This is a genomic window from Acinetobacter sp. YH16031 (assembly GCF_013417335.1).
Taxonomy (GTDB): domain Bacteria; phylum Pseudomonadota; class Gammaproteobacteria; order Pseudomonadales; family Moraxellaceae; genus Acinetobacter.
Genome location: NZ_VPED01000029.1, coordinates 1 through 26,345 on the forward strand (window position 1 = coordinate 1; position 26,345 = coordinate 26,345).

16 protein-coding genes, 15 pseudogenes and 1 other annotated feature are annotated in these 26,345 nt (G+C 38.6%); of the genes and pseudogenes, 15 read left to right on the top strand and 16 right to left on the bottom strand.

Annotated elements, in window-relative coordinates; all coding sequences use genetic code 11:
• The 5 genes and pseudogenes from FTV31_RS12080 to xseB form a co-directional block, all read left to right on the top strand.
• Positions 1-75, top strand: a pseudogene (locus tag FTV31_RS12080) (IS6 family transposase); the annotation flags it as partial.
• Positions 76-124: 49 nt separating this feature from the next.
• Positions 125-295 (top strand): annotated as a pseudogene (locus tag FTV31_RS12085) (IS4 family transposase); the annotation flags it as partial.
• A 205-nt stretch (positions 296-500) separates the two neighbouring features.
• A pseudogene (locus tag FTV31_RS12090) lies at positions 501-1,088 on the top strand (recombinase family protein); the annotation flags it as partial.
• Between the two features lie 231 nt (positions 1,089-1,319).
• Entirely contained in the window at positions 1,320-2,582 is a 1,263-nt protein-coding gene (gene xseA / locus FTV31_RS12095) for an exodeoxyribonuclease VII large subunit (protein WP_180004301.1), read from the top strand.
• Complete coding sequence (gene xseB / locus FTV31_RS12100; protein WP_004644823.1) at positions 2,575-2,769, top strand: exodeoxyribonuclease VII small subunit; 195 nt, start codon at positions 2,575-2,577, stop codon at positions 2,767-2,769. The genes xseA and xseB overlap by 8 nt, the downstream gene beginning before the upstream one ends.
• On the opposite strand, the pseudogene FTV31_RS12105 reads toward xseB, so the two are convergent.
• From FTV31_RS12105 to FTV31_RS12115, 3 pseudogenes are all read right to left on the bottom strand, one after another.
• Positions 2,766-3,278 (bottom strand): annotated as a pseudogene (locus FTV31_RS12105) (DUF4113 domain-containing protein); the annotation flags it as partial. The gene xseB and the pseudogene FTV31_RS12105 overlap by 4 nt on opposite strands.
• Positions 3,279-3,353: 75 nt before the next feature.
• Positions 3,354-3,803 (bottom strand): annotated as a pseudogene (gene istB, locus FTV31_RS12110) (IS21-like element ISAba8 family helper ATPase IstB); the annotation flags it as partial.
• Positions 3,804-3,888: 85 nt separating this feature from the next.
• Positions 3,889-4,161: pseudogene (locus FTV31_RS12115) on the bottom strand (integrase core domain-containing protein); the annotation flags it as partial.
• 86 nt (positions 4,162-4,247) lie between these two features.
• Between FTV31_RS12115 and FTV31_RS12120 the strand changes: the two are divergent.
• From FTV31_RS12120 to FTV31_RS12130, 3 genes and pseudogenes are all read left to right on the top strand, one after another.
• Positions 4,248-5,684 carry a phospholipase D-like domain-containing protein gene (locus tag FTV31_RS12120; RefSeq protein ID WP_174763292.1) on the top strand — a complete coding sequence of 479 codons (1,437 nt, stop codon included), beginning with the start codon at positions 4,248-4,250 and terminating at the stop codon, positions 5,682-5,684.
• On the top strand, positions 5,677-7,461 hold the full coding sequence (locus FTV31_RS12125) for a hypothetical protein (RefSeq protein WP_180004305.1): 1,785 nt from the start codon (positions 5,677-5,679) through the stop codon (positions 7,459-7,461). The genes FTV31_RS12120 and FTV31_RS12125 overlap by 8 nt, the downstream gene beginning before the upstream one ends.
• An 863-nt stretch (positions 7,462-8,324) precedes the next feature.
• Positions 8,325-8,558: pseudogene (locus FTV31_RS12130) on the top strand (integrase core domain-containing protein); the annotation flags it as partial.
• 22 nt (positions 8,559-8,580) lie between these two features.
• Here FTV31_RS12130 and istB (FTV31_RS12135) read toward each other — a convergent pair.
• Positions 8,581-9,354, bottom strand: a complete 774-nt coding sequence (gene istB / locus FTV31_RS12135; RefSeq protein WP_180004306.1) for an IS21-like element ISAba8 family helper ATPase IstB — start codon at positions 9,352-9,354, stop codon at positions 8,581-8,583.
• Positions 9,354-10,199 (bottom strand): annotated as a pseudogene (gene istA / locus FTV31_RS12140) (IS21-like element ISAba8 family transposase); the annotation flags it as partial. The gene istB (FTV31_RS12135) and the pseudogene istA, both read right to left, overlap by 1 nt.
• On the opposite strand from istA, the pseudogene FTV31_RS12145 reads away from it, so the two are divergent.
• Positions 10,197-10,415 (top strand): annotated as a pseudogene (locus tag FTV31_RS12145) (IS66 family transposase); the annotation flags it as partial. The pseudogenes istA and FTV31_RS12145 sit on opposite strands and share 3 nt — an antisense overlap.
• 370 nt (positions 10,416-10,785) lie before the next feature.
• On the opposite strand, the gene FTV31_RS12155 reads toward FTV31_RS12145, so the two are convergent.
• The 7 genes and pseudogenes from FTV31_RS12155 to FTV31_RS12185 all read right to left on the bottom strand — a co-directional run bounded on the left by FTV31_RS12155 (position 10,786) and on the right by FTV31_RS12185 (position 16,584).
• Positions 10,786-11,061, bottom strand: coding sequence for a helix-turn-helix domain-containing protein (locus tag FTV31_RS12155; RefSeq protein ID WP_016658816.1), 276 nt, complete (start codon positions 11,059-11,061; stop codon positions 10,786-10,788).
• Entirely contained in the window at positions 11,054-12,358 is a 1,305-nt protein-coding gene (locus tag FTV31_RS12160; RefSeq protein WP_180004308.1) for a type II toxin-antitoxin system HipA family toxin, read from the bottom strand. Before FTV31_RS12160 ends, FTV31_RS12155 begins: the two co-directional genes overlap by 8 nt.
• A 214-nt stretch (positions 12,359-12,572) precedes the next feature.
• A pseudogene (locus FTV31_RS12165) lies at positions 12,573-12,891 on the bottom strand (helix-turn-helix domain-containing protein); the annotation flags it as partial.
• Between the two features lie 301 nt (positions 12,892-13,192).
• Positions 13,193-13,579, bottom strand: a complete 387-nt coding sequence (locus FTV31_RS12170; RefSeq protein ID WP_177155611.1) for a carboxymuconolactone decarboxylase family protein — start codon at positions 13,577-13,579, stop codon at positions 13,193-13,195.
• Positions 13,579-13,977 (bottom strand): annotated as a pseudogene (locus tag FTV31_RS12175) (aldehyde dehydrogenase family protein); the annotation flags it as partial. The pseudogene FTV31_RS12175 and the gene FTV31_RS12170, both read right to left, overlap by 1 nt.
• 107 nt (positions 13,978-14,084) lie before the next feature.
• A pseudogene (locus FTV31_RS12180) lies at positions 14,085-15,249 on the bottom strand (IS3 family transposase); the annotation flags it as partial.
• Positions 14,858-14,974: a sequence feature (AL1L pseudoknot), on the bottom strand. It overlaps the preceding pseudogene by 117 nt.
• Positions 15,250-15,411: 162 nt before the next feature.
• Positions 15,412-16,584, bottom strand: coding sequence for a replication initiation protein (locus FTV31_RS12185; RefSeq protein ID WP_127800989.1), 1,173 nt, complete (start codon positions 16,582-16,584; stop codon positions 15,412-15,414).
• An 856-nt stretch (positions 16,585-17,440) separates the two neighbouring features.
• On the opposite strand from FTV31_RS12185, the gene FTV31_RS12190 reads away from it, so the two are divergent.
• From FTV31_RS12190 to FTV31_RS12215, 6 genes and pseudogenes are all read left to right on the top strand, one after another.
• Complete coding sequence (locus tag FTV31_RS12190; protein WP_179990956.1) at positions 17,441-18,220, top strand: ParA family protein; 780 nt, start codon at positions 17,441-17,443, stop codon at positions 18,218-18,220.
• A 7-nt stretch (positions 18,221-18,227) separates the two neighbouring features.
• Positions 18,228-19,139, top strand: coding sequence for a ParB/RepB/Spo0J family partition protein (locus FTV31_RS12195; protein WP_119879449.1), 912 nt, complete (start codon positions 18,228-18,230; stop codon positions 19,137-19,139).
• Positions 19,140-19,569: 430 nt separating this feature from the next.
• On the top strand, positions 19,570-19,953 hold the full coding sequence (locus FTV31_RS12200) for a transposase (RefSeq protein ID WP_179990955.1): 384 nt from the start codon (positions 19,570-19,572) through the stop codon (positions 19,951-19,953).
• The gene (tnpB, locus tag FTV31_RS12205) at positions 19,950-20,285 is read left to right on the top strand and encodes an IS66 family insertion sequence element accessory protein TnpB (protein WP_179990954.1); all 336 of its coding nucleotides are present in this window, start codon (positions 19,950-19,952) and stop codon (positions 20,283-20,285) included. The genes FTV31_RS12200 and tnpB overlap by 4 nt, the downstream gene beginning before the upstream one ends.
• A 74-nt stretch (positions 20,286-20,359) precedes the next feature.
• A pseudogene (locus FTV31_RS12210) lies at positions 20,360-21,718 on the top strand (IS66-like element ISAba25 family transposase); the annotation flags it as partial.
• A gap of 575 nt (positions 21,719-22,293) precedes the next feature.
• Positions 22,294-22,758, top strand: a pseudogene (locus tag FTV31_RS12215) (reverse transcriptase N-terminal domain-containing protein); the annotation flags it as partial.
• A gap of 113 nt (positions 22,759-22,871) precedes the next feature.
• On the opposite strand, the pseudogene FTV31_RS12220 reads toward FTV31_RS12215, so the two are convergent.
• From FTV31_RS12220 to FTV31_RS12235, 4 genes and pseudogenes are all read right to left on the bottom strand, one after another.
• Positions 22,872-23,093, bottom strand: a pseudogene (locus FTV31_RS12220) (cation transporter); the annotation flags it as partial.
• A 176-nt stretch (positions 23,094-23,269) separates the two neighbouring features.
• Positions 23,270-23,464: a heavy-metal-associated domain-containing protein gene (locus FTV31_RS12225; RefSeq protein WP_179990953.1), complete on the bottom strand. Its 195-nt coding sequence runs from the start codon at positions 23,462-23,464 to the stop codon at positions 23,270-23,272.
• 748 nt (positions 23,465-24,212) lie between these two features.
• Entirely contained in the window at positions 24,213-25,478 is a 1,266-nt protein-coding gene (locus FTV31_RS12230) for a type II toxin-antitoxin system HipA family toxin (protein WP_000934717.1), read from the bottom strand.
• On the bottom strand, positions 25,478-25,783 hold the full coding sequence (locus tag FTV31_RS12235; RefSeq protein WP_000366814.1) for a helix-turn-helix domain-containing protein: 306 nt from the start codon (positions 25,781-25,783) through the stop codon (positions 25,478-25,480). The genes FTV31_RS12230 and FTV31_RS12235 overlap by 1 nt, the downstream gene beginning before the upstream one ends.
• Positions 25,784-26,345: the final 562 nt, after the last annotated feature.

Here is a 26,345-nt window from a genome sequence, read left to right on the forward strand (position 1 = left end):
GGACAAGCATCGTCATTTTATTATGGTCAGCCTCAGGGTGAAGTGTGTCTAATCAACAGGGTTTTCGGTCTCTAAGTACTTTTTAAAGGGAACATCATCGACTCAAATCTCTATTTGCAACAGTGCCATAAAAATAAAGAAGCATGGACGACTCTCAATGAGTTTATTTCGCTATGGTTTAGACTATGTTCAAATGGCGATTCAGCGTTTAATTGGTTTTGGGAAAAAAGAAGAGTTTAAGGAAATTTTGGCAATTTTAAGAAAGCAGAATCCTGATAGGATAAGGGTTCTGTGAAATTTGTCGTGTACAGAGAAAATTAACATAATACACGTTATACGAATTCCCAAGGCATGGCTTTTAGTTATGCTTTTTTTATCAAAAGAGTATACCCGAATGATAAGGAAACAGTTAGTTACAACGAAATATCATTAGAGTTGTTATGTTGATTTAATGATAGCTATATCATTGTAGTATATTCAATTATCTCAAATGATAAACCATGACGACTAGAATCTACTTAAGAGCTTCAACCAAAGATCAAGATGCACAGAGAGCACTAAACCAATTAGATGACTTAAACCAAAGGCTCAAGTTAGGTGAATCGGTTACCTATATTGAGAATTTCTCAGGGACGAAGTTGGATCGTCCTGAACTAAACAGGTTGCTCACAGAAGCAAACCAAGGCGACACGTTATTGGTAGAAAGCGTTGATCATCTGTCCCGTCTAAGCCAAGCAGACTTCCAAGAGCTTAAGCGTAGAATCCAAGAGAAGGGGCTTCGCTTAGTTGTTGCTGACCTTCCGACTACTCATCAACTAATCCAAACCAATGACAGTATTACAAGTTCGATACTAGATCTCATCAACAATATGCTGATTGATCTACTTGCTACTATGGCTCGTTTGGATAACGAGAAACGTATAGAAAGGATCAAGCAAGGCTTAGAGCGTTCAGGGTACAAACCATCAGGTAAGAAACCAAATGAAGCCAAGCACAAAAGAATCAAGGAGTTGCTTGCTACAAATAACATGACTAAGCAGGAAATTGCGAAAGCTGTTGGTTGTGGGGTAGCTACTGTGTATCGAGTAATGAACCGAGGAGAAGATGCAGGGCTGAATCAGCTTGTCGAATCTCGTGCACAACAAGGCAGGATTCGAGTAGCCATTGAAGACCTTTAGTTGAAATGTTAGCCACTTTTTTGGTCCTAACCGGCATGACTTGCGATACATGAAGTGGCATTATTATCATAACCTATAGGTGTTTGCCTATAAGCCAAACTTTCTATAGTCTTTGACAATTACAATTCATAAAAACTAAGTATGCCTGATCAACAGCTTTCCCTCAGTGAATACCTCGAAACAGTTCAAGAGATCGTAAAGATTGCCTTTGGTGATCCTGTATGGGTTAAAGCTGAAATTAGAAGCCTGAACACCAAGAGTGGTCACTGCTACCTAGAACTTGCTGAAAAAGAAGAGGGCACTGATAAAGTCATTGCATCTTGTAAAGGAACCATTTGGAAGTCCACTGCAGCTAAGCTTCTGTACAAGTTTCAGAACGAAAGTGGAATGGAGCTGTCAAAGGACCTGAATATTCTGATTAAAGTCAAAGCCAGCTTTAGCCCACAATATGGGTTCTCAGTAAACATTGAAGACATTGATTCAAGCTTTACGCTCGGTGATCTTGCGAGACGTTACCAACAGATCGTAAAGCAACTCACAGAAGATGGCTTGATTGACAAGAATAAGAAACTCCCTACACCATTTGACATGAACAAGGTTCTCGTCATTGCACCTGAACAAGCTGCAGGATTAGGAGACTTTAGAAAGGATGCTGATATTCTGTATAAAGCAGGGGTCTGTGAATTCATCTATCACTCAGCAACATTTCAAGGTAATACAGCAGCAGCAAGTATAATTGCTTCTTTAAGCCAAGGATTAAGACAGTGGGCCAATGAATACAAAACACCTCCTGACTTGATTGTCATCATTCGTGGTGGTGGTGCTGTCAATGATTTGGCTTACTTGAATGATTACGATCTAGCTGCTTTGCTTTGCAAACGATCAGTACCTATTTGGGTTGGTATTGGACATGAACGAGATAAGACCATTCTCGATGAAATTGCACATCGATCTTTTGATACACCAAGTAAAGTGATTGGCGGTATTAGAAACCATATTGCTGAACGTGTAGATGAGGTCAAGGTTTTCATTCAATCCATCCAACTGTACTCTCAGCAGCAGATCCAAGCGTACCAAAGCCAAAATGATCAGTTAATGCAAATCACCAAATCTATGGCTCAGGCACAACTTAATCAAGCCAGCAAACAAGCTGACCAAGTGAAGACGAATGTCCATTACTTTGCTCAGCAACAATTGAAACGAGCAACGCTTAATGTGGAAACGCTGATGCGAATGACGCTGATCCAAAACCCTACAAATGTATTGGCTAGAGGTTATGCCATCGTTCGTAGTGGAGGGAAGGCTATAACATCCATTCATCAAGCCAAGGATCAAACTTTGGCGATTCAATTACATGATGGTTTAATCAATACACAAGTTTTACAGGTGAAACCAAATGAGTGAACAACAACTAACATTTAAAGAAGGCTATGACATCTTAAAGAAGAATGCTGAGCTTCTAGAGTCTCAAGAGGAGCCGGACATTGATAACCTGATGAAAGTTGTTGAAGAATCCATGGCAGCTTATAAAAACTGTAAGCAACGCATTGATGCAGTACAACAAGCATTGAATGAAAGCTTTAAGGATTAATCTTTAATTGTTAGCAGTTGATCCCACTTAAAGTAGTTCTGTGTTAGCCGATCTCGTGACATATTCCATGTTCTGTTCGGCATTAAACTCGCGCCCAAGGCAATCTTGGTTTTGCCATACTTAAGATGAATCGCTTCAAGGGAATCCATCAAGGCATTGCTGACTTCGATGTGTTTCATATCAGTGAACATGTCATACACATGGTTTTCCTTTGGTTCGAGACACGTCAGAATCACGCCGCATTTCTTGAATGCTATATCCTTTGCATACAGGCCATCAATCATCGTTGTAGCGAGTTTAGAGAGCACTAATAAGTTGTCGGTAGGTTCTGGTAAAGCTAATGATAAAGACTTGTTGTAGAAGGGCTTTGAGCTATCAAATGGGTTTGATTGAACGAAACCAATCAGACAACCACACAACAAATTATCATCTCTCAGTCTGCTAACCGCATCCATAACATACAAGGAAATGGCTTCTTTAAGATCATCAATGTGGTAGATGCGTTGACCATGTCAACGGCATTCTAAAATTGACCCCTTTTACCTTTCAAATGGCAAAGTAAAATTGACCCCTTTGATCTCGTATTAAATTTCAACCTGGGGCTGAATCCCAATTCTTTTTTTATCCTTCAAACGATAACTCTCACCCGATATTTGTACCACATGACAGTGATGCAGCAACCGATCTAACATCGCAGCGGTCAACGTAACATCATCCGCAAATGACTTAGACCACTGGCTAAAGGGTAAGTTACTCGTCAATATCGTACTGCCTTTTTCATAACGCTTGGCAATCACGTTAAAGAACAGATTCGCTTCTTCACGTCCAAACGGTAAATAACCAATTTCATCGATAATCAGTAACTTTGGTCCCAGTACCGCACGCTGCATATAGGTTTTCAATTTACCTTGCTGATAGGCTGTACTCAGTTGCAGCATGAGATCGGCGGCGGTAATGAACTTGATCTTAATGTTGTTCATGATGGCCTTATAGCCTAATGCCATAGATAAGTGCGTTTTTCCTACTCCGCTAGGGCTTTGTTGCACAAAGATTTAAAAGACAGCACCTGCTTATCTGAACTGAACCGTACCGGGTTTGTCGGAGACTTTTTTATTTAAGTTAGGCCACCTGACCTAACGGGTTAATCTTATCATAGTACATTGCTTCAAACTCAAAAGGCGATACATAACCCAGTGCACTGTGTACACGCTTTTTATTGAACCAATCTACCCAGTTTAGTGTCGCAAGTTGTACATCTGCTAAACCTTGCCAATCTGCTTTTAGATATTCAATCACCTCTGTTTTGTATAAGCCATTCACTGTTTCAGCCAAAGCATTATCGTATGAATCACCAGTAGTACCGACTGATGCTCGTAAATTGGGTTGTGTGAGAGTTTTTCCTAGTATTGAGTAGTGATACATAGCAAAATAAGCATCTTATTGGTGATTAATATAGATATTTAAAAAGAGGTGGTTTCTTGAGGGTTAAGGCATATTTTGAAGATATACATAAAATTATTATTGCCAATTTGCGCTCTGCTGAAAAAGAAATACGAGTTGCTGTTGCTTGGTTTACAGATCCAGAGTTATTTAATGAATTGTGTAAGAAAGCACAACAAGGTATAGATATAAAAATAATATTAATCAATGATCAAATAAATTGTGGTCAAGGCAAGCTTAACTTTATTAGGTTAAAGAACTATGGTTGTCAGGTTGAATTTTTAGACGTTGAAAAATTTAATAAGATGCATCACAAATTTTGTGTGATTGATGGAAGTGTGGTGATCACTGGCTCTTACAATTGGACAAACCAAGCACGAAAAAATGAAGAAAACATTACCGTGATTGAGGGGAATGTTCAAATTTGTCAGGATTATTTAGATATTTTTGAAAAACTACTTAATCCATCTTCATCTAGCTTTGAGATCGCTATATCACCAAATGCAGTAAAAACAAGATTAGAAATAATCAAAAATAGTATTTTACTTGATGAAGTTGAAAATATAGCAGTACAAGTAGGTAAATTAAAACCTGTTATTCAAACATACTCTTTAGGGGGGATATGTCGTTGTCTAGAACAAGGAGAATATCAGCAAGCTGTTGAGGAGATCGCTAACTATCTTAAAAATTTTACAGCAGTGATAGTAAGTGAAGATAACGAAATTCTAGAATTAAAATTTGAATTAAAAATTCTCGAACTCCGACTTGAAGCAATAACTAATGAACAGTCTGATATTGAGCGTAATTTAATATTATTTAATCGCAGACAGTTTGAAATATTAGGCGATATAACAAAGGAAATTTTACGAGCTAAAGCTGAATATCACAAATATCTTTCAGACGAAAAAGATAATAATAAGGAAACTGCTAATTCAAAAAAAGAGGAAGCAGAACAAGCAGAGCAAGACTTCACGGATTATTCAGAAGAATATGAAGAAATACGACAAACTATTGTAGATAGTCTGGATGAAATGTCAGAAAAAGAGTTAAAGCTTATGTTTAAAAAGGCTTGTAACATTTGTCATCCAGATAAAGTACCAGAAGCTCAAAAAGAAGAAGCTAGTGAAATATTTATAAAACTGAAAGATGCTTATGACAATAATGATATAGCACAAGTAAAAATCATTTACGCTAACTTGCAGAAAGGTAATTTTACGCATACGAAAGCAAGTATCTTAAAAGAAAATGAACTTTTGCGTTCAGCAATAATGGAAATCAAATATAAAATTGAAAGCAACTTAAATATTCTTAAGAACTTAAAGCAAGATGATGTAGTGGTTGCAATGCAGAGCATTGGTGAGAATGAAGAAAAGTGGATTGCATTTTTCAAAAGCAAAAGAGAAAGACTTGAAAGTGAATTGTTATATTGGCTTGCTGCTTTAGATAATTTAAAAAAGGGAGAAAATTATGAGTAAGAATGAGATCGCCCTTAGTGTTTTGAATCAAACTCAGATCCAAAGAAGCAGAAAACAAACCTCTTTACTCTTAAATTTAATTCAAGAAGATGATGCCAGTAGATTCGTAAATATACTTAAGTTCATTGAGAGTGAATATGTATATACATACTTTTCTAAAAATACTCAGATAGATTGGACTAATGAATTAATTGAAAAATATGAAGCTCAGTGGAATTGGATACAGCTTTCACAAAATGAATCATTACCATGGTCTATTGAGTTTATTGAAAAATACAAGAAAAGATTGCCCGCCTCGGCAGTATCAAGCAATGAAGTTTTACAGTGGTCTGTCGAGTTTATTGAAAAGTATAAAGATAAGTTGGAATGGCGTAGGCTTTCACAAAATGAATCATTACCATGGTCAATTGAATTAATTGAAAAGTATAAAGATCAATGGGATTGGAATATTCTTGCAGAAAATGACTCATTACCATGGTCGGTAGATTTAATTGAAAAATATAAAGATAAATGGAACTGGGATGTTGTTGATGGGGTTAGAGAAGAAATTTGGACTACAGAATTAATTGAAAAGTGCAAAGATAAAATTTATTGGGAATATCTTTCATATAGTGAATCAATACCATGGTCGATAGATTTAATTGAAAAGTATAAAGATCAATGGGATTGGGAGAATCTTTCATCTAATGAATCATTACCATGGTCGATAGATTTAATTGAAAAATTTAAAAATCAATGGGATTGGGACTGTCTTTCGTATAATGAAGCCTTACCATGGTCTAATGATCTAATTAGAAAATATGAAGATCGGTGGGACTGGTATAATCTTTCAGGTAATGAAGCCTTGCCATGGTCAATTGAATTAATTAGAAAATATGAAGATAAATGGCATTGGGAGAGGCTTTCATGTAATGAAGCCCTGCCATGGTCAATTGAGCTTCTTTATGGGTTGCAAGATCAAATCATTTGGAACACACAGACGCTTAATAGATTTATTTTTAGTGATCTTTTTGTGTGGTCTATTGAGCTAATAGAAGAATTTAAATATAAATTGGATTGGATTTATCTTTCTCGAAACGAAAATTTACCATGGTCTAATGAGCTAATTGAAAAATATGAGGATGATTGGGATTGGGGGAGGCTTTCATGTAATGAAGCCTTACCATGGTCTAATGATCTAATTAGAAAATATGAATATAAATGGGATTGGGGGAGGCTTTCATGTAATGAAGCCTTACCATGGTCAATTGAATTAATTAGAAAATATGAAGATAAATGGGATTGGGGGAGGCTTTCATGTAATGAAGCCTTGCCATGGTCAATTGAGTTAATTGAAAAATATGAAGATAAACTATTTTTTGGAGGGAGTGTTTGGATAAAGGGTTTACCATCTTCTATGTATATAAAAGGCCTTACTGATAATGGGGCTTTACCATGGTCAATTGAGTTAATTCAAAAGTATATAGATAAGTGGGATTGGGAACATCTTTCGTATAATGAAGCTTTACCATGGTCTATTGAGTTAATTCAGAAATTTAAAGATAGATTATTTTGGGGTGGGAAAACCTTTTTTGGGGGAGGATGCATAATTAAATATCATGGGGGGCTTGTTGATAATAAATCTTTACCATGGTCTATTGAATTAGTTGAAAAGTTTAAAGATCAGTTGGATTGGAAGTATGTTCTAAGTGATGCAAATCTTAAATTCCCAACTCTAGAATATGAAATGATGTGTAGTGTTCTAGACCACCACAAATATATCGAGCAGAATATTTAAAGAATAGCTTAATGTTGTAGGGGTATTCCCTACAACAAAACATCTAACATAGTGTTTCTAAATTGTTTTCATGGTGAAATAATCACACTGTTTTCAGCACTTAAACTAAATATAGAATCTAGAAGCTTTTTCTAAAAACTTGGGATATTTGAGAATACATCCAATGACAGATAATCAAAAATTAGCTGATAATCCATCAGGTTTTTAATCCTCAAGGAATTTGATGTGTGCTGAATTATCAGGAGACTTTCCCTTGGGAGGGACGCCTAAAATCGGGAAAAAAGACGCCCGATTTTTTTACACACCATACGCCCCCTCCGGGATGCCATAAATCCAATTGAATTATAGAGTTAGATTCTTTTTTTCAAATCAAAGCTGTAGCAAAATGGTACTTAAAACACTGATTTTTAATAAAAATCTTTGCTAGAAGTAGCACTCATTTTTTAGTTTAAAAAAGCACTTTTAAAAAAAAGTTGCATGCTGTTGCATATTTTGGTTTAAGTTGTTGAAAGTAAATAAAATAAGTTTTAAACAAAAAAGTAACATTTTTAGTGCTTAAGTATTAAAAAAGCCCAACATCAAGTTGGGCTTATAGTCGAATTTCGAATAAGAGATTTTATGTTAAATAAAAAAGCTACCTCAATGGGTACTTAAGTTTTATACAATTGGACTAGTCCATTGCTTTAGCTCTATTTTCAATGAAGTCAATCTCATCCTGTGTCAAATTATATTTTTGATAAAGTTGTTGGTCAATCTCAGCAATAGATTTACTCCAATCAATATCAGAATTTATTGTGAAATCCTGCAGTGGTATATATGCCCATTTTAAGGGAGGATTATCTTGGGTAATTTTTAAAATTCCAGTCGGTACGACTGGTGATTCATACGATAATGCTTTGGCTGAAACAGTGAATGGCTTATACAAAACAGAGGTGATTGAATATCTAAAAGCAGATTGGCAAGGTTTAGCAGATGTACAACTTGCGACACTAAATTGGGTAGATTGGTTCAATAAAGAGCGTGTACATAGTGCACTAGGTTATGTTGTCAACGGCATTCTAAAATTGACCCCTTTTACCTTACAAATGGCAAAGTAAAATTGACCCCTTTGATCTCGTATTAAGTTTCAACCTGAGGCTGAATCCCAATTCTTTTTTTATCCTTTAAACGATAACTCTCACCCGATATTTGTACCACATGACAGTGATGCAGCAACCGATCTAACATCGCAGCGGTCAACGTAACATCATCCGCAAATGACTTAGACCATTGGCTAAAGGGTAAGTTACTCGTCAATATCGTACTGCCTTTTTCATAACGCTTGGCAATCACGTTAAAGAACAGATTCGCTTCTTCACGTCCAAACGGTAAATAACCAATTTCATCGATAATCAGTAACTTTGGTCCCAGTACCGCACGCTGCATATAGGTTTTCAATTTACCTTGCTGATAGGCTGTACTCAGTTGCAGCATTAAATCCGCTGCGGTAATGAACTTGATCTTAATGTTGTTCATGATGGCCTTATAGCCTAATGCCATAGATAAGTGCGTTTTTCCTACTCCGCTAGCCCCCAGAAACACCACATTTTCTGCTCTAGCAATAAAGCTCAGATTGAACAGTTCAATCACCTGTGATTTAGGGGCCCCTAGGGCATAATTAAAATCATAGTCTTCCAGGGTTTTGACTTGAGGCAGGCCTGAGAGTTTCATCAGTACCTGCTGACTGCGCTGTTGCTTGGCAGCATATTCATGCGTCAAGATCGCTTCAACAAAGTCGGCATAACTTCCATCTTGACCTAATGTTTGTTGTGCATGATGTGACCATTGTGATGCGATGGCAGGCAGATTGAGCTTTTGGCAAAGCTGCTCTATACGGTCGTATTGCAGATTCATCAGGAAACTCCCAGCAACTGGTCATATACCGATAAGGGATGCTGCAAACTCTCGTAGGGCATGACATGCTGTGCTGCTGCAACAGGTACAGTGCTAGAACCTGTATCTGATTGCGGTAATGGCGTAAATTTTTGCTGCTCCTGTTGCAGTCGAACAGCCGGTTTTTCTTGCGTGGTGGCATGAATCCGCTGATTGGCGGTTTCATGCAGCCACCGGCCAATGTGGGCATTGGCGACATCAACATCTAACAGTAAACCCGAAGTCTTCAGGCTTGCTTTCAATGGCACAATAAAGCTTGATTTGAGGTATCCATTAAAGCGTTCAACTTTGCCTTTGGTCTGTGCACGGTAGGGCTTACATACGCGAGGACGAAAGCTGTATTTCTTGGCGCAGTCGAGCAGTTTGGGGTTCCATTTATGCTGCCCCTCCTGATAGGCATCCCGTTCAATCATGATCGTTTTAGCGTTATCAAACAGGATTTCTTGAGGTACTCCTGCAAAAAACTGAAATGCATTTTCTAGACCATCGATCCATGCATCCGTACGTTCATGATCATAAAATTTCACGAAAGTCGCTCTGGAATACCCTAATGTTGCGACAAAAGCTTTTAAAGTCGTGTTGTTACGTCGAATCGTGGTGAAATCCACTTGCATTTGTTGGCCAGGTTGGGTTTCAAAACGAATGATCGGTTCCGGTTGAGCAACTGGTTTTAATGTTGCAAGATATTCCCTCAAGATCCTGATCTTTCCTGGATATCCCAACCCTAAAATTTCCTGGTAGAGCACAACAGCAGGAATCCATTCAGGATGAGCTGCGTTTACACGTTGGAGTAAATAGGGTTTATGCGACCTTGGGCCTTAGGGCGCAAGAACTGGCTGTTTGCAGGTTCGCTGCGCAGTGGTCAGCGAGCGGCAAACATCATGACTTTAATCCAGTCAGCAAAGCTGAATGGCTTGGATCCGTATGCCTATTTAAGTGATGTGCTGAAAAGGCTGCCGACGCATAAAGCGACCCAAATAGAAGAATTACTGCCACATCGCTGGAAATCCAACTCAAATTAAAAAATAGGCATGGGGTTCAGCGGACGCTTACGCTTTACAAGCCTGAACGATCTGCTGTTTAAATTCAGCACTGTATGTTCTTCGTTTTTTCGCAAGAGATGCGATGGATGTCTGATTATTTGTAGTCATAAATTTAAGTCCCCACTTGTTTCTAAGTGGGGACTAAATTAAGGCTTATAGGATGAATTCAGAAGGTGTGTTCAGCGGACGCTTACCGTTTTTTAGCAACAGGAGGTGTTGCTGAATATATATCCATGTTCATGGATTAAGTCCCCACTTGTTTTTAGGTGGGAACTAAATTAAGGCTTATAGGATCGCTTGGTAAGGCTGTGTTAGCCGGATGCTTACCTTTGAATTAATAACTTTTAACTCAATATCTAATAACAATCTTTAAACCAAAGGTGCTTAGGAGTTTCATCATAGATTCCAAAGTCGGATTACTATTGGGCTGTTCCATTTTTTGCAAAGTTTGGGGTGCTATTTTTGTGATTTTAGCCATTTCATTTAAAGTCAAATGAAGCTCAGTTCGGATATAACGAGCAACCTTGTAAAATGGCCAGTCAGGATTTTGATTAATCGTCTCCAATATTTCTTGGCGCTTTCTTAACTGCTCAATTGCCGTCATAGGTTTATAGCGCTTATCCACGTGCTAACTCCTGAATCTGCTGGCATATATTTTCAATCCGGTACTGACTATTTTGCAAAATCTCCTGAGAGATCTGCAATTTGTTCATTTCGGCCATCAATCCTCGATAGAGGGGTAATTGCTTGACTAACTCTGCCTGAATTTCATGATGTTCAATACCAGTTTTCGCTGTGACTTGTTCAATCACTGAACGCCAAATTGGCATACCACCATGATCATCTTTTTCCCAACGAGTCGTTCGTGCGATACCATCAGGATGTAACCACATCGGTGCAAAATCGTAGAGTGGAGTCAGTTGTATAATGCCATTATTCAAGCGTTGTATCGCTGTATTGCGGCTATGATTATCTTTATTGCCTAAGGCAACATTGGCCAAATCACGTTTAAGATATTCGAAGATCTCCTCTTTCGGATGACTACAACACTGTGTGAGTAATTCACAGATTTGATTATGAGTCATCCTAATACCAAAACCAGCTTTTCCACTTAGAGATGCAAGACTTTCCTGTGCAATACGCTGGACTTTTCCATCCTGTACGTAGCGATCAAATCTTGGAATAAACAGGGTTTTACCATGTAATTGTAATTCCTCATGTACGCGTAAACCCAAATAATGAGCAATTTTCATATAGTGTGCTTCATTAGTTAAAATTTTATTCAGGCTTTCGTCACTACCACGACTGAACTTCACTAACCAATGTTTTTTTACCTGATGATCTGCAAGTGTGTGATCTAAATAAAATAGGTCATCATGTCCTTGGGAGAGGAGTAGCTTTGGCCATTCACCTTGAACACCTGAAGAGCCGGCAATGAATAAGCCATAAGAGGCGAGCGATTCAATGAAGTGCTCTTTTCGTTCTATAATCTCACTTAGGCTAAAGCCTATATTTTGATCAGTCGGAAAGCTCCTTTGCAGCCACTCATGAGCTTCTTTAATACGTAAATGTCCAATCGGGTTGCCAGCTCCAGCTTTTAAAAGTGCCCAATCTGCTTGTTCTTGTGCATTTTCACTGTAATTTAGTTGTCTTAATAATTCTTTACGACCATAGCCCTGTGGAAGTAAATCCATTAAGAAAGCAGGCCAAGTTTCATTAATTTTATTTTGTACATTCACAGGAAAATGATAGGCGAGTGCATGGCCATCATGTAAGTCCATATAAGAAATTGCATATTCAAATAAATATGAAGTACGAGTTGGTGTTTGCCAACCATGCTCATTTTCACCCATCAACTCAACAATTGCACAGTCAAGCCACTGGTCATCCTGATAAATTTGAATGGTACAATATTTACTCATAACTTTATTAAAATAGTAAAATATATTAAATATTCTTATTATATACCTATTTTAATAAAATAATATTAATTATCTTTCTATTTGCTTGTTAGCCAGTATATTTCTACATGGGAATAACAAGTCATGTGAGTTGATCTCACCGGCTGCTATAGTTTGAGGCAACATCGTCAATAAACATTAGCAGACTACATTTATCAGCATGTCCTTCAAATTAATCATGATATGAGCCGTTAATAAGTCAGCTGCAATCATCCAAGAATGCGGTGTTTTCGTTAAAATATTGAATCCATGAATGCTGGTCAGCTTTTCATGCACTAGATTCAGCCACTTGAGTCTAAAAGGAGCTTGGAATTACAGGTTTGACCATGTGCAGTAGGAGCTGATGCAGATGGACCTTGAGCTTTATATTTTTTCAGTAAGCGTCTGATCTGGCGTTCTGAAATGTGAAGTAGCTGAGCAGCCTGAGATTGGGTGATGCGTTGATCACAGATTTCTTGCAAGACCGACAATCGTTTAAGTTCTTTATCCGACATAAACACCAACATATCAAACCGTACGCTTCGATAATCGCAAAAGCGAGTATTCTTTACTTTGGAGAAACCGGACATTTCTATTTTGGAGTTACAAATGTTGTTGCTGTACTTCGTATAACATTGATTATGTTAAATTGATATCAAGTGGCAAAATTTTCATTAATTTTGATATATGGTAATGATTTACTCACTTTAATTGTCAATATTTCTTATGCTGAAAGTATTCATAGGTTTCAATCGCAAATAGAATAACCGCATTTAATAATGCGGTTATAATTTTAACCTTTGATTGGTAAAATTTTTAAATATTTTCCTGTTCATATTCTAAAATTGCTTCTTTTGCAATACGGAAACTATCTACAGCAGCTGGCACGCCACAGTAAATTGCTACTTGCAAGAGTACTTCTCGAATTTTGTCTTTAGGCACGCCATTACGTAAAGCTCCTTTAACATGTAGCTTCAATTCATGCGGACGGTTTAAGGCTGATATCATAGCCAGATTAATTAGACTACGTTCAGGTTTGCTCAGTTCTTCACGTCCCCAGACCGCCCCCCAACAATACTCCGTGACCAGTTCCTGTAAAGGTAAGTTAAAATCATCAGCATTGTTGATCGAATTATTGACATAAGCTTCGCCAAGCACCTGTTTACGAATCGCTAAACCTTTTTCAAATTTTTCATTACTCATTAGCCTAATCCTCCAAATAAGGTGTATTTGATTTCGAGATAATCTTCAATGCCATATTTTGAGCCTTCGCGCCCTAAACCTGACTGTTTAATTCCACCAAACGGTGCAACCTCATTTGAAATCAAGCCTTTATTAATTCCAACCATACCGTACTCGAGTTGTTCACTCATGCGCCACGCACGACCTAAATCTTGTGTGTAGCAGTAAGCAGCTAAACCAAATTCTGTGGCATTGGCCATCTCAATTGCTTGTTGCTCAGTTTCGAACTTAAAAATTGCAGCTAATGGTCCAAAAGTTTCTTGAGTTGCAACATCCATCTCTGCAGTTACATCGGCAATAATGGTCGGTTCGTAAAATAACTCACCAGCGCTGTGTTGTTTTCCACCTGCAACGGCTTTGTTGCACAAAGATTTCATAACTATATGATTTTAAAAGTTTTGATTATTTTTTGATCTAAAATTAAATCTATTTAAATCAGATGCTTACATATTTATGCAACAAAGCCACCCAGTGCACTGTGTACACGCTCTTTATTGAACCAATCTACCCAGTTTAGTGTCGCAAGTTGTACATCTGCTAAACCTTGCCAATCCGCTTTTAAATATTCAATCACCTCTGTTTTGTATAAGCCATTCACCGTTTCAGCCAAAGCATTATCGTATGAATCACCGGTCGTACCGACTGATGCTCGTAAATTTGCTGCTTCTAAACGATTGGTATAACGAATGGAAAGATATTGCACGCCTCTGTCACTATGATGAATCACGTTCTTTGGCATGCCTCGATCATGCAATGCTTGCTCCAGTGCATCGAGCACCATATCTGTATTCATACGTGTTGATACTTTCCATCCAACAATTGCTCGCGAGAACACATCAATAATAAAGGCGGTATAGACCCAGCCTGAATGAGTTTGAATATACGTGAAGTCAGCGACCTGAGAAGCATTGCTTCGCAAGGGTCAGGATGATCTGCATTAAAATTGCGTTTTACTAAGTCATCTGCTCGTTTTTGATCATCTCGGCTACGGGTGGTTTGTTTATTCTTACCACGCCAAACACCTTGTATACCTAGCTTCTGCATCAATCGAGCAACTGTACAACGTGCGATAACATAACCTTCACGTTTCAATTGTTGCCAGACCTTACGCACACCATATCGACCTAAACTTTCTTTCCAAATACGTTTGATTTGCTCTGCATGATATAAATCATGCAGAGCACGTTTCGCTCGATGTTCTGGGTTATCAACGAGATCTAAAGCCCGATAATAGGTCGAAGCTGCAATCGGTAAAATTCTACAAATCGCTTCAACACCATATCGATCTTTATTGTTCTGGATAAAATCCACCATTATTTGTGTGGGCGGTCGAGCTCCGCCTGGGCGAAAAAAGCGGCTGCTTTACGTAGAATTTCATTGGCACGTTTTAATTCTTTAATTTCACGTTCCATTTGCTTCATTTTTTCTTGGTCAGATATCTGTTGTACTTTGGCAGGATTTAGTTGATCCATATGCTTTAAATACCAAACACGCAATGTTTCAGGAGTACAACCAATCTTAGGTGCAATAGCTGTGATTGCAGCCCAAGTAGAAGGATAATCTTTTTCAGATTCAATCAATAATTGAACCGCTCTTTCTCTGATTTCAGGGGTATATTTTGGTTTTGTCATTGGAACATTCTCTCAAGAAAGTTGGTCTCCGACAAACCCGGTACGGTTCAGTCTCAATTTTCACACTTTATGCAACAGAGTCGTTTTTATCCTAAGGTCCTTACCACTTGTATTCTTTACGAACATATATCTAAAAAGTGTAGCAAGTTGCTACACTTTTCGCTAGATCAACTCTTTACCAAAAATATCATTCAGTCTTTCACGAATACTATGGACGAATTCCGGATTACTTTTAAGTTTATGCTTCATATTTCGTTTAAAGTCATTCAACCCCATACCAATTTCAGCAAAATCCATTTGGAATAAAGTGTCATTAATGACAATATTTGCTTGAGAGTCAGTGAGGCATCCTACTTTTTTAAACCACTTCTTGAACTGCTGATAATTTTCATCATTATTAAAAATATACCAAGAACGTACATTCATATCGAATTTAGCCCCTAATTCTTTTACGGATGCATTGTCTTCAAATGGAACATCAAGATAGATTTTTTCAATCACTGCAAATTCATCCAGTGCCTTATCAGCAATCCGATGATGCAGTTTAAAATTCACACCTACAATTGGACGGCCTTTCTTAACGGTTTCATACTCTAACTGTAGATCTGTATTTTCGTTAATTTCTGCCACTATTTTGTCTAATACATAGCGTCTAAAATCTACCCAGCGATCATATTTGGTTTCATTAATATCAATCAGTGCTTTCAAGTTTTCTAAAAGTAATGGCACTTCATAACTCTTTTGATTGGCGTACTTAAATTCGTTTTTAATGAAATAAGTATAAAGACTCATACTGGCAACAGAATCTAGGGCAAAAAGATGTTTTAGCTGATAGGTAGTAAAATTACCCCCAGCCAGTTGAGTGAAATACGGCAACACCTCACTGGTAAAACGAATCTGAATCGCATTTTTAGAATCATCTTCCCATCTTAACTCACGGATAATGGGAACGACAGAATGTACTTTTTTAGTCTTTCTCTTACCATTATCAGCTGGCTCCTCAATAATAAAATGAGCTACCCGGGATGAAAGCTCTTTATAAATCCGATCTATTGCAACATTAATTGAATTACGTTTATTTAATCCTAGTAAATCTGCCAAATCATCCTTATACAAATAAATATAAGTTTGTTCGGTAATTTCACCATCTACCCTATTTTTCTCACTATAATTCGCAACCGCCATTGCATATAAAAGTGCCTTATATTCATTGGCTGATAATTCGATTGGGCGAATTAAACGGTTACTGGTACTGACAACGCCATTATGGCGAATGTTGCCTATACAGTAAGGAATATAATTCGATTCTTCTTGCAATGGTTCAGATTCTGTCATAACCGTGATATTTATAATTTAACTTAGTTTTTATATACAAAAGTGGAAAAACTTTCAAGACTTTCACCACAATATTCTAAAAGTGGAAAGTTTGTCATCAAAAAGAAGCATTTTAGCCGATTTCCTGCACTTAAAGTGGAATTAATTATAATCTTTCCACCCCATGATGACAGACCTTCCACCTTTAGTCTCGAAATTACAGTTCAGAAGGTCTATTTTTACTTTTTTCATTCAGGTCTAGTTAGGTTAAGTCAGATAAAAACCCTGATGTGACAAGGCTTCCACCTTTTTGTTAGATTTAAAAGGTATAACTGCACATATAATCATCAGGAAATATCCAATAAAAACAGATTATCCACAGGTTAAGAAGATACAGTGACAATCTTTCCACCTTTAAAGCTTAGTTATGAGACTTTATTAACAGCTTAAATATTTGTTTTTTAAATTATTTTTAAATAAAAATAGCAGTTATAAAAATAGTAGTGACAAACCTTCCACCCTAGTGACAGACCTTCCACTTTATAGTGACAAACCTTCCACTTTATAGTGACAGACCTTCCACTTTACGGTGACAGACCTTCCACTTTATAGTGACAAACCTTCCACTTTATAGTGACAAACCTTCCACTTTTAAAGTTACAAGCACTTGTTTTATATAATAAAAATATGATCCTAATTATTAATTAGCTAAATAACTAATTATTCTAATTTTTAATTAAGCTAGCTTAGTTAAAAATTTATTTTTTAAGTTGTTTTACAGCTGAATAAATAGGATTTATAAATTTAAAAACTATAGTAAGATGAATGAAAGTTATTTATATTACTAAACATTGAAATAAGGAAGCATCTGACACGCATGTCTGCAAAAATTATTACTGTTGCTAACCATAAAGGCGGATGTGGCAAAACAACGACTGTTGTACACCTAGCCTCAGAACTTGCCAATCTTGGCTACAAAGTTTTAGTCATTGATTTAGATCCTCAAGCAAACGCAAGTTTACACATTGGGATCCAACATCCAAGCGAAATTGCTGTCACTACAGCAGAATTACTAGTGGGCGATATTTCGTTGTTGGCAGATGCATTACAAGAAGAAACGAACTTTGAAAAAGTATCATTAATTTATGGTTCCTTAAATTTAGGAAAAACTGAAGATCAACTAAAAGAAGAAGCTCCCCGTCCTTCTGAAGAGTTAAATATCAAGTTAAAACTATTAAAAGATCTTTATGATTTTATATTGATCGACTGTCCACCTAGCCTTAAATTATTAACAAGCAATGCCTTGGCATCTTCAACACATGTCATTATCCCTATCGAATCAGGATCACAATATGGATTGTATGGGGTAACAGATCTTTTAAATCATCTTGAAAAAATCAAACGTATTAATCCAGATTTAGAGCTTTTAGGCGCTTTACTAATTAAGCATGATGAACGTCAGAATGTCTGTAAGCTGATTCGGGATGAAGCCTTGAAACAGGTAGGTAAAATTTTAGAAACCACAATTCCTCAAAGTACTAAAGTCAATCAAGCAGCGATTCTGCAACAACCACTTTTGAAAGTAGAAAAAAATTCAAAAGTACGTAAGGCTTTTGAAAGCCTTGCCAATGAAATTGTAGTGAAAATTAAAACCTGAGAGCATTATGGCAAGCACCAAAGAGCTTTTAGCTCAGAAACTGAAACAGAATACAGAAAAACATCAGCAAGCACAGAAAGACAATATTAAAGAGCCGAAAGAGTTTAGACGTAATGTCCCTATTGAGGATATCAGCCGAAGTCCAAACCAGCCGCGTAAAATATTTGAAGAGTCACAGTTAAAAGAACTGGCGGATTCTATTAATGAAATCGGCCTTTTGCAGCCCATTACAGTGCGTAAACTGGATAATCTGAAATATGAACTGATTGCAGGCGAGCGACGCTTACGGGCACATCAATTACTCGGAAAGTCTGTGATTGAAGCCATTATAATTGATGCAAATAATGTAGAAGCATCTTTGTTAACCCTGGCAGAGAATTTAAAGCGTCAGGATCTGACAGATTATGAGATTTTTATTGGCCTGAACTCACTTGATGAGAAATTAAAGAAAAACAAGCAACGTTTAGCCAATTCACTGGGTTTAAATCGCGAAGATATGTACAAGTATTTAGCATACGAAAAACTGCCGCAAGCAATTTTAAATGACCTTGATGTGGAACCAGGCTTGCTAGGCCGTACTGCTGCAACTGCATTCAAAAAATTTCTATCGGATCATCTTGAACAACTCTCTGAAGCCGAAGTGGCCTTACTCGGAGCTTGGGAAAAATTAAAAGACAAAAAACTCGAGCAAAGCAAAGTTACTACTTATGCTGAAAAACTATTGAGTCAGAATCCAGAAAAACTGACCACAACATCCGTGGTCAGAAAAATTGAATATGCCGGTAAGATTGCGGGGAATATCAAACTGAATCAAAAACAGCTTAAGGTTTCTCTGAATATCTCGGAAATTGACGAAGCCAGTCTCTTACAATTAGAAGATTTCTTAAAACAGCTGATTCAAAAAAGCGAAAAAGTGTAGCAAGTTGCTACACTTTCTTAGCACCCTGAAACTAATTACATCCTCATGCATTATTGAAATTTATTTTCTTAAGTATGCTTCTTTACATTTGGTCTTTGAGAGTACTGTTACTTCGGACTGAGATTAAATTCTGCCTTTCTTCTTGTGGAGTAGTTTTATATTTATCCGGAAATATTATATATGTCCATATAAGCACTCCCAGTTTTCAGGTTTTGTATCAAAATAATCAATTCTTATCAGATTTTTCGATAGGGAAGTATATGTGCTGGTGGAACATAAATAATTTGGTGGTGTTTCAAAAGGTATGCTGCCGTTAAAAAAATACGTTATTAAGGTAAAAGAAAGTAAGCATCCAGCTAACACAGCCTTACCAAGCGATCCTATAAGCCTTAATTTAGTTCCCACCTAAAAACAAGTGGGGACTTAATCTATGAACATGGATATATATTCAGCAACACCTCCTGTTGCTAAAAAACGCAGAACATACAGCAAAGAATTCAAATTCAGTATTGTCAATGCCTGCAAAAATCCTAATACCTCGATCGCTTCGGTCGCACTGCAACATAGTATTAATGCCAACCTTGTCAGTCGTTGGATCAGGATCTTCAGCCATCATGATGGTGCCGTGCAGGATCCTACTCATGTGAATCCAGCATTTATTGCTTTGCCTTACACTGCTGCAATCAGCCAACCTATTGATGAGAGGATCACGTTGTGTATCACCGTGCCTCATACGAATAATGATATTCAGCTAAAATGGCAGACATCAGAAATACCTGCCTTGGCAGAATTACTCAAGGCACTGGCAACATGATCCGTATCAATGAAATTTGGCTCTCTACCCAGCCCATGGACATGCGTGCAGGTATGGATACGACCATGGCTCAGGTGGTGAGAGCCTTTGGCTACATCAAACCGCATTGCGCCTACCTGTTCTGTAATAAACGTGGTCATCGTATGAAAGTGCTGGTACATGATGGACTGGGCATCTGGCTGTGTGCCAGGCGGCTGGAACAGGGAAAATTCCACTGGGCTCAAGTTCACCAAGGTGAAACCGTGGTCCTCAACCCGGAACAGTTACAGGCATTAATCCAGGGTTTGCCCTGGCAGCGCATTGGACGACAGCAAGTGGTAACAATGCTCTAAACCAAGCTCGGCTATTCTGCTATTCTCCAAACGTTCTATTTCATTCTCTTCATGACCTCAGGCATACTGCGGTCATGAATACGCTGCCTGACTTAAGCCAACTGACCCATGAACAACTGCTGGAATTTACCCGGCAGTTGGCGATGCAGCATCAGTCTCTAGCACAATCAAACCAGCAATTAGATTCTAAAGTTCAACATCTTTCTATTCTCAATCAAAAATACGAGCATGAACTGGCGCTGTTTAAAAAGCACAAATTCGCCCAAAAGAATGAACACTTAACGGCAAAACAAATCCATCTGTGGGATGAAGCGGTTGAAGAAGATATTGCCGCGGTTGATCTAGAACTGGAACGGCTAAATGCAGATAAAACTAATGCAGCGACACAGAAAGCCAAAACCAATAAACCTAAACGTCGACCACTGCCAGATCATCTACACACCATCCGTATTGAGCATGAACCTGCATCAACCCAATGTGCTTGTGGCTGCCAACTCCGTCGTATCGGCGAAGATGTCAGTGAAAAACTGCATTTCAGACCGGCACAGTTCTATAAGGAACAGCATGTGCGTGGTAAATGGGTCTGTGATCAGTGTGACACTCTGACTCAGCAAGCGATGCCCGCCTATGTGATTGATAAAGGCATTGCTTCACCTGAATTGCTCAGCCATGTGCTGGTATCGAAGTATGCCGATCATTTGCCGCTGTACCGTCAATGTCTGATCTATCAGCGGGCGGGAATCGAACTTTCTAGATCAACTTTATCTGACTGGATAGGTCGCTGCGGTGTAGAACTGGAACCTCTGGCCAATGCCTTAAAAGAGGTGGTACTACAACAGCAGGTGCTGCATGCAGATGAAACACCGGTCACCATCATGCGGATGGGTGAGAATAATAAAAAACCGAAGAAAGGTTATGTCTGGGCCTATGCCACTACACAGTACAATCCAGTTCAGGCGGTGATCTATGACTTTCAGGATAGTCGTTCAGGCCAGCATGCTGAAGAGTTCTTGAAAGGCTGGCAGGGCTATCTAGTCTGTGATGATTACAGTGGTTATAAAGCACGCTTTAAATCAGGCGATGTCATTGAGGTGGGCTGCATGGCGCATGCACGTCGTAAATTCCATGAACTGCATGTAACTGGGAAAAGTCAGGTCGCTGAACAGGCATTAGTGCTGATTCAGAAACTGTATGCGATAGAAGCAGAGCTCAGGAAAAAGACCGATGGTACAGCGGAAGACCGCCGCGAATACCGACAACAGCATAGTCAACCAGTGATGCAACAACTATATGAATGGCTCAACCAACATCATCTGACAGTGCCATCGAGTTCTCCCACCGCCAAGGCCATCAATTACACTCTGAAGCGTTGGCCAGCTTTAAGCCGCTATCTGGATGATGGCAATCTACCGATTTGCAATAATTGGGTCGAGGTGCGACACGAAGTCGCTTAATGAAGTTGTTCCCCCTGCGGGAACCACCCGTGTCACCGGGTGAATCTAGAAGGCTGAATAAAGAGCGCCTTCGACAATGTAACGAGGCACCGCAAGGTGCGGGGTATCAATCGTGAGAGGCGTACCCTTCTGGCAGCCATAGCCGGACAAGGGCTAGATAATCGGTATGGTGAACACATGTGAATCTGCGTAACGATCGTCAAGTTGAACGAGCGGAAATGGCTGATACGCTCGAACCAAAACGGTAATGGAGGTGGGAATTGCGTCTTTCGACTACGCATTCGTGACCCATACGCCTCCCGGTCGATAGCAGGCACCTAAGCCGATGTACTTCAGTAAGCGGAACGTGGAAATCCCGTATTACTCCCATTGGGAAAGCAGTTTGCAAAAACTGCCCATGGTGATGCGGGCGAAGGAACGAGGAAAAAGCGAATGCCAGTCTGTAATGGGTTGGATAGAGGTTGAAACATTACCCCACGCGAAAGCGGGCTGACGTCCTTATGGTCTCTCATCACAAGAGAGTGTGTAGAACCCTTTTAATGGAGGGAGAGCAAATGAATGCAGCAGTATCAGCGTGTGCACCTTCCAGCACATCGTGGGACAGCATCGATTGGATTGCTGTACAGCGTCATGTCAGAGGGCTGCAAGCGCGTATTGTGAAGGCGGTACAAGACGGCAGGCATAACAAGGCGAAAGCTTTGCAATGGCTGCTGACTCACTCGTTTAGTGGCAAAGCATTGGCCGTCAAACGAGTGTCTGAAAACAAAGGCAAAAACACGGCTGGGGTCGACAAGGTGACTTGGAATACACCCAAGGCCAAGACCGGTGCGATGATGTCGTTGAAGAGGCGAGGTTACACGCCCCTTCCGCTTCGGAGAGTCCTTATTCCGAAGAAAAATGGCAAGATGAGACCTCTCGGGATACCCACGATGAAATGCCGGGCCATGCAGGCGCTCCATCTGCTGGCTTTGGAACCCATCGCGGAGACCACTGCTGATCGGAACTCTTATGGATTCAGGGCTTTGTTGCACAAAGATTTCATAACTATATGATTTTAAAAGTTTTGATTGTTTTTTGATCCAAAATTAAATTTATTTAAATCAGATGCTTACATATTTATGCAACAAAGCCCTTCGTAGCCTGCTTTTTCTACGGCTTTAATTAAAGTAGCGCGATCAAGTGGTTGATGCGCATAAATGACTGCTTTTTCGGTAGCCAGATTTACATGAGCCGATTCAACACCCTCAACAGATTTTAAAGCTTTTTCCACACGGCCTACACAAGAAGCACATGTCATCCCCTCAATCTCTAATGTTTCACTGTAGTGTGGCGTATCAGTCATTTCGGTACTCATATACGATCTCTATCATTTAGATATGCTGAGTTCTATATGCGAAGATCAGCTCGAACCAAGATTAGGTGGAATTCAGGGATTACTTTTATTTCAAGCAAGTACAGGTTTTATCTGTACGATGAGGAAAATAAGAGAGTAAAAGTGGTAAGGAATTCCCACTGTTACTCTAACAGAGATTAAGCAGGATCAGCTGTAAATCCACGCTCACTGAGAGTGGCAATGACTTGATCCTGACTCACCGTTGTGTTGATTTCAATAATACGGTTTTGTAAATCAATATCGAGTGAGGCATTCGAGTCGAGCTCTTTAATTGCGGTAGTAATGCCGCGTGCACAACCACCACAAGTCATATTAGCGATGTGAAATTTCATATGTTGCTCCTTTTTAACAAAACATTTGTTTAAAACATTAGAACAGTAACTCTAAACTTTCACCATACAACCAGCCTTTTTCTGAATCAGTTACTCGCTGTAACTTGGTCTGTTTACAACCTTACAGTTTTCTTCAGAGTATTCCAAAGAAGAGTGTTCTAATGACTACAGTAAATAACACTAAATATAAAAAAAATGGAAGAATAATTTACTAAGTTATTGTTTTTAAGTTGATCCTTGTTTTATATGGGGGTGATAATAACTTCTGATTACTAGTTTTTACCTTAAATATACCGATTGAAAGATTCATTTAAAGGCTATGAATACATGAGTTTTACAGTTTGGCTAGGTCAGCATGAGTACTTTTCACAAGATTTAAGATCGACCATGAACGTGATTAAGTTATAGGGGATTGATGAAATAGTTTTTATGAATTTCTGGCTTTCTGGGCTGATTTTATCAAATTCATGTCTATGCAAAATTGCGACATATTTCTCGTGCTGGTAGTTATCCAGAGTTTGGTCTGCATCTATCCATAGTGCAGACCTTTTTTTGGTGACAGTTTTTTCTTAGTGATTTTCGATCTGGATGTAGTGATTTCACGTTTGCAGAATATATCTTGGCGGTGATCCATCTAATATTCGTGATTATAAAGAGAGCTAATTCACAGGTTCTACAGATTATGTAGCGACTAACTATATCAAAGTCTATTTGCAGTTGATGGTTGGCGCTTAGTTTATATTTACGCTTAGGTTTCAGTTAAAAAATCAATATTCTGTTGAATCCGTGATTGAATCATCTGTAGGGTAGATTCTCGAATTTGATGGGGATACAGGCGCTGCGCAATTTGACTAAATTGAAGTGCAATTTCACGCATGGTCAAGATGATCTCATCGACTTCTAGAGTAGTCAGATTAGCTTCTGAAGTACCGAGTTTATGTATGTCATTTCGGGAAATATTGAGCGCTTCTCCCATAATGTCCATTTGATGATAACCACCTGGACCCTCGCAGAAGGTCACATCATAGGCTGGAGCCAATTTCCATTGACCATTTTTCTCCATGAGAAATGAAAAGTTCTTAGTATGGTCATCCCGATTATTGAAAAGCACATTAAACACAGCACGTTTAAAAGCATGCAATCTTTCTCGTACATCTTGCGTACACATCAAGGTTGCCCGGAGAAAATTGCGATAGTCTAGGCTACCTGGAACTTTATAGTCTGCTCCTGTATATGCAGCCAAACTCTGCATTGGAATCCGCATACCATTTTGACGATCGAATCGTTTAGAAGCAAAAGCCGTTAAACCATTGGGCAAATTAAAGAAATGGGTATCTGGAGTCTCAATTGCACAAAGTCGCAAACATTCTGCATAGACGGCTTCAATGGCGCAGACTTCAGGATGCTCTTGCTGAGCAGGAAACTTAATCAGCCAGGCTTCATGTTGATCAGAATCTTGAGTCGAAAACTCTAAATTGACAGGATCTCGGTAAACCAACGCTTTTGGTCTGGCACCTTGAGGGGAGCCACCCATGACCAATAAATGCTGTAGAAATTCACCACCTTCACCTTTGAGTACTTCTTGAACTTCCTGGGCCAGTTGTTGTAAAGGGATATTTTCTGAGGTTTGCATGTCAGCAACACAAGGTTCAAAGGAGAGGGCACCCATTGCGTGACTACTAATATAGGTCAGACGCTCCAAAGGTCCAATTCGTGCTGAATTTAAGCCAATTTTTTTGAAATATCGATCCATCAACATCATGCCCCAACCATCTGGTAAAGCGTCATAGACTGGACCTGGGAGTCCCATTTGATGAGTAGGAAAACCTTGTCTGAATGGTAGACCTTTTAAAGGCAGCAAGTAAGAAGAGAGCTCAACACCTTGCTGTATTGCTTCTGGACTATATTCAAAAGCAATGGTGGGTCTACCTGTCGTGGCTGTTGAACTAATCAGCGTTCCCCATAACCATGATTCGCCCCAACCGTTGTAATAAACATTAAGTCTATTGAGCATTATCCCTTCCTCTTAATACGGTGGCGCTTACTTTGACTCTCATAGCGAAGAATGTCATTCACACTGTTAAGCTGAGGTTTAAATAGTTCCTGAAGTTCGTTTAATCGACCCAAGACCATTGCAATACGGACTAAATTTTCAACAGATACATTTCGTCCCGCTTCAAGATTCGAAACTGTATTCACGCCGACACCAGCGCGTGCTGCTACCTCAGCTTGAGACATCTCCAGAAAGAGTCGTTGCTTACGTAAACGCTCACCTAAAAGAGTCACAACTTCTTCTGGTTTAGTGAAATATAAATCCATTAAATTGGGTCTTAAGAATGAATAATTTAATTAAATCACAAAATAATGGAATTAATCTATAGCTATAGTGTGGCTAAGGAGGGCTTTGTTGCACAGCACATCAGAAGGGTAGGTATAGTCCTTGGGTATCGGTTACAGAAAATCATCAGGATGTACTTTGACTGATTGTTGATACGGAGATTTCAGTATTTTCATTTTTCCTAATAGGTCACATTACTTAGAAAGGGTTCTTCGAAAATTAGTTCATACTTTAAAAATCCTATAAATATTGAGGATATTTTCTTAATGCTTTCAATATAGCATGCGGCTATATGTAACTCGAACGGGCTTAATCTGCCTTTCAGTATAAATTTTTTGGGCGTGAGAGGGGAGAGGTGTGAGGGCAAGCAATTTATATCGTGGATACTTCTAAATTACTTATGTAATAGAAGGTGGTAAACATGGATTTAGAGGTAATAACACTAAATATAAAAAAATTGGAAGAATAATTTATTAAATTATTGTTTTTATGTGGTTATTGGTGATGTTATGAATAATAATAACTTTTTTCTTGATGAATTTT

Bases quoted from the DNA above. Each gene is read 5' to 3' on its own strand.
- FTV31_RS12185 (WP_127800989.1), bottom strand. From the start codon at position 16,584: ATGACAGAATCTGAACCATTGCAAGAAGAATCGAATTATATTCCTTAC.
- FTV31_RS12170 (WP_177155611.1), bottom strand. From the start codon at position 13,579: ATGAGTAATGAAAAATTTGAAAAAGGTTTAGCGATTCGTAAACAGGTG.
- FTV31_RS12190 (WP_179990956.1), top strand. From the start codon at position 17,441: ATGTCTGCAAAAATTATTACTGTTGCTAACCATAAAGGCGGATGTGGC.
- FTV31_RS12160 (WP_180004308.1), bottom strand. From the start codon at position 12,358: ATGAGTAAATATTGTACCATTCAAATTTATCAGGATGACCAGTGGCTT.
- FTV31_RS12195 (WP_119879449.1), top strand. From the start codon at position 18,228: ATGGCAAGCACCAAAGAGCTTTTAGCTCAGAAACTGAAACAGAATACA.
- FTV31_RS12235 (WP_000366814.1), bottom strand. From the start codon at position 25,783: ATGGATTTATATTTCACTAAACCAGAAGAAGTTGTGACTCTTTTAGGT.
- FTV31_RS12225 (WP_179990953.1), bottom strand. From the start codon at position 23,464: ATGAAATTTCACATCGCTAATATGACTTGTGGTGGTTGTGCACGCGGC.
- istB (WP_180004306.1), bottom strand. From the start codon at position 9,354: ATGAATCTGCAATACGACCGTATAGAGCAGCTTTGCCAAAAGCTCAAT.
- FTV31_RS12125 (WP_180004305.1), top strand. From the start codon at position 5,677: ATGAGTAAGAATGAGATCGCCCTTAGTGTTTTGAATCAAACTCAGATC.
- FTV31_RS12200 (WP_179990955.1), top strand. From the start codon at position 19,570: ATGAACATGGATATATATTCAGCAACACCTCCTGTTGCTAAAAAACGC.
- tnpB (WP_179990954.1), top strand. From the start codon at position 19,950: ATGATCCGTATCAATGAAATTTGGCTCTCTACCCAGCCCATGGACATG.
- xseA (WP_180004301.1), top strand. From the start codon at position 1,320: ATGCCTGATCAACAGCTTTCCCTCAGTGAATACCTCGAAACAGTTCAA.
- FTV31_RS12230 (WP_000934717.1), bottom strand. From the start codon at position 25,478: ATGCTCAATAGACTTAATGTTTATTACAACGGTTGGGGCGAATCATGG.
- xseB (WP_004644823.1), top strand. From the start codon at position 2,575: ATGAGTGAACAACAACTAACATTTAAAGAAGGCTATGACATCTTAAAG.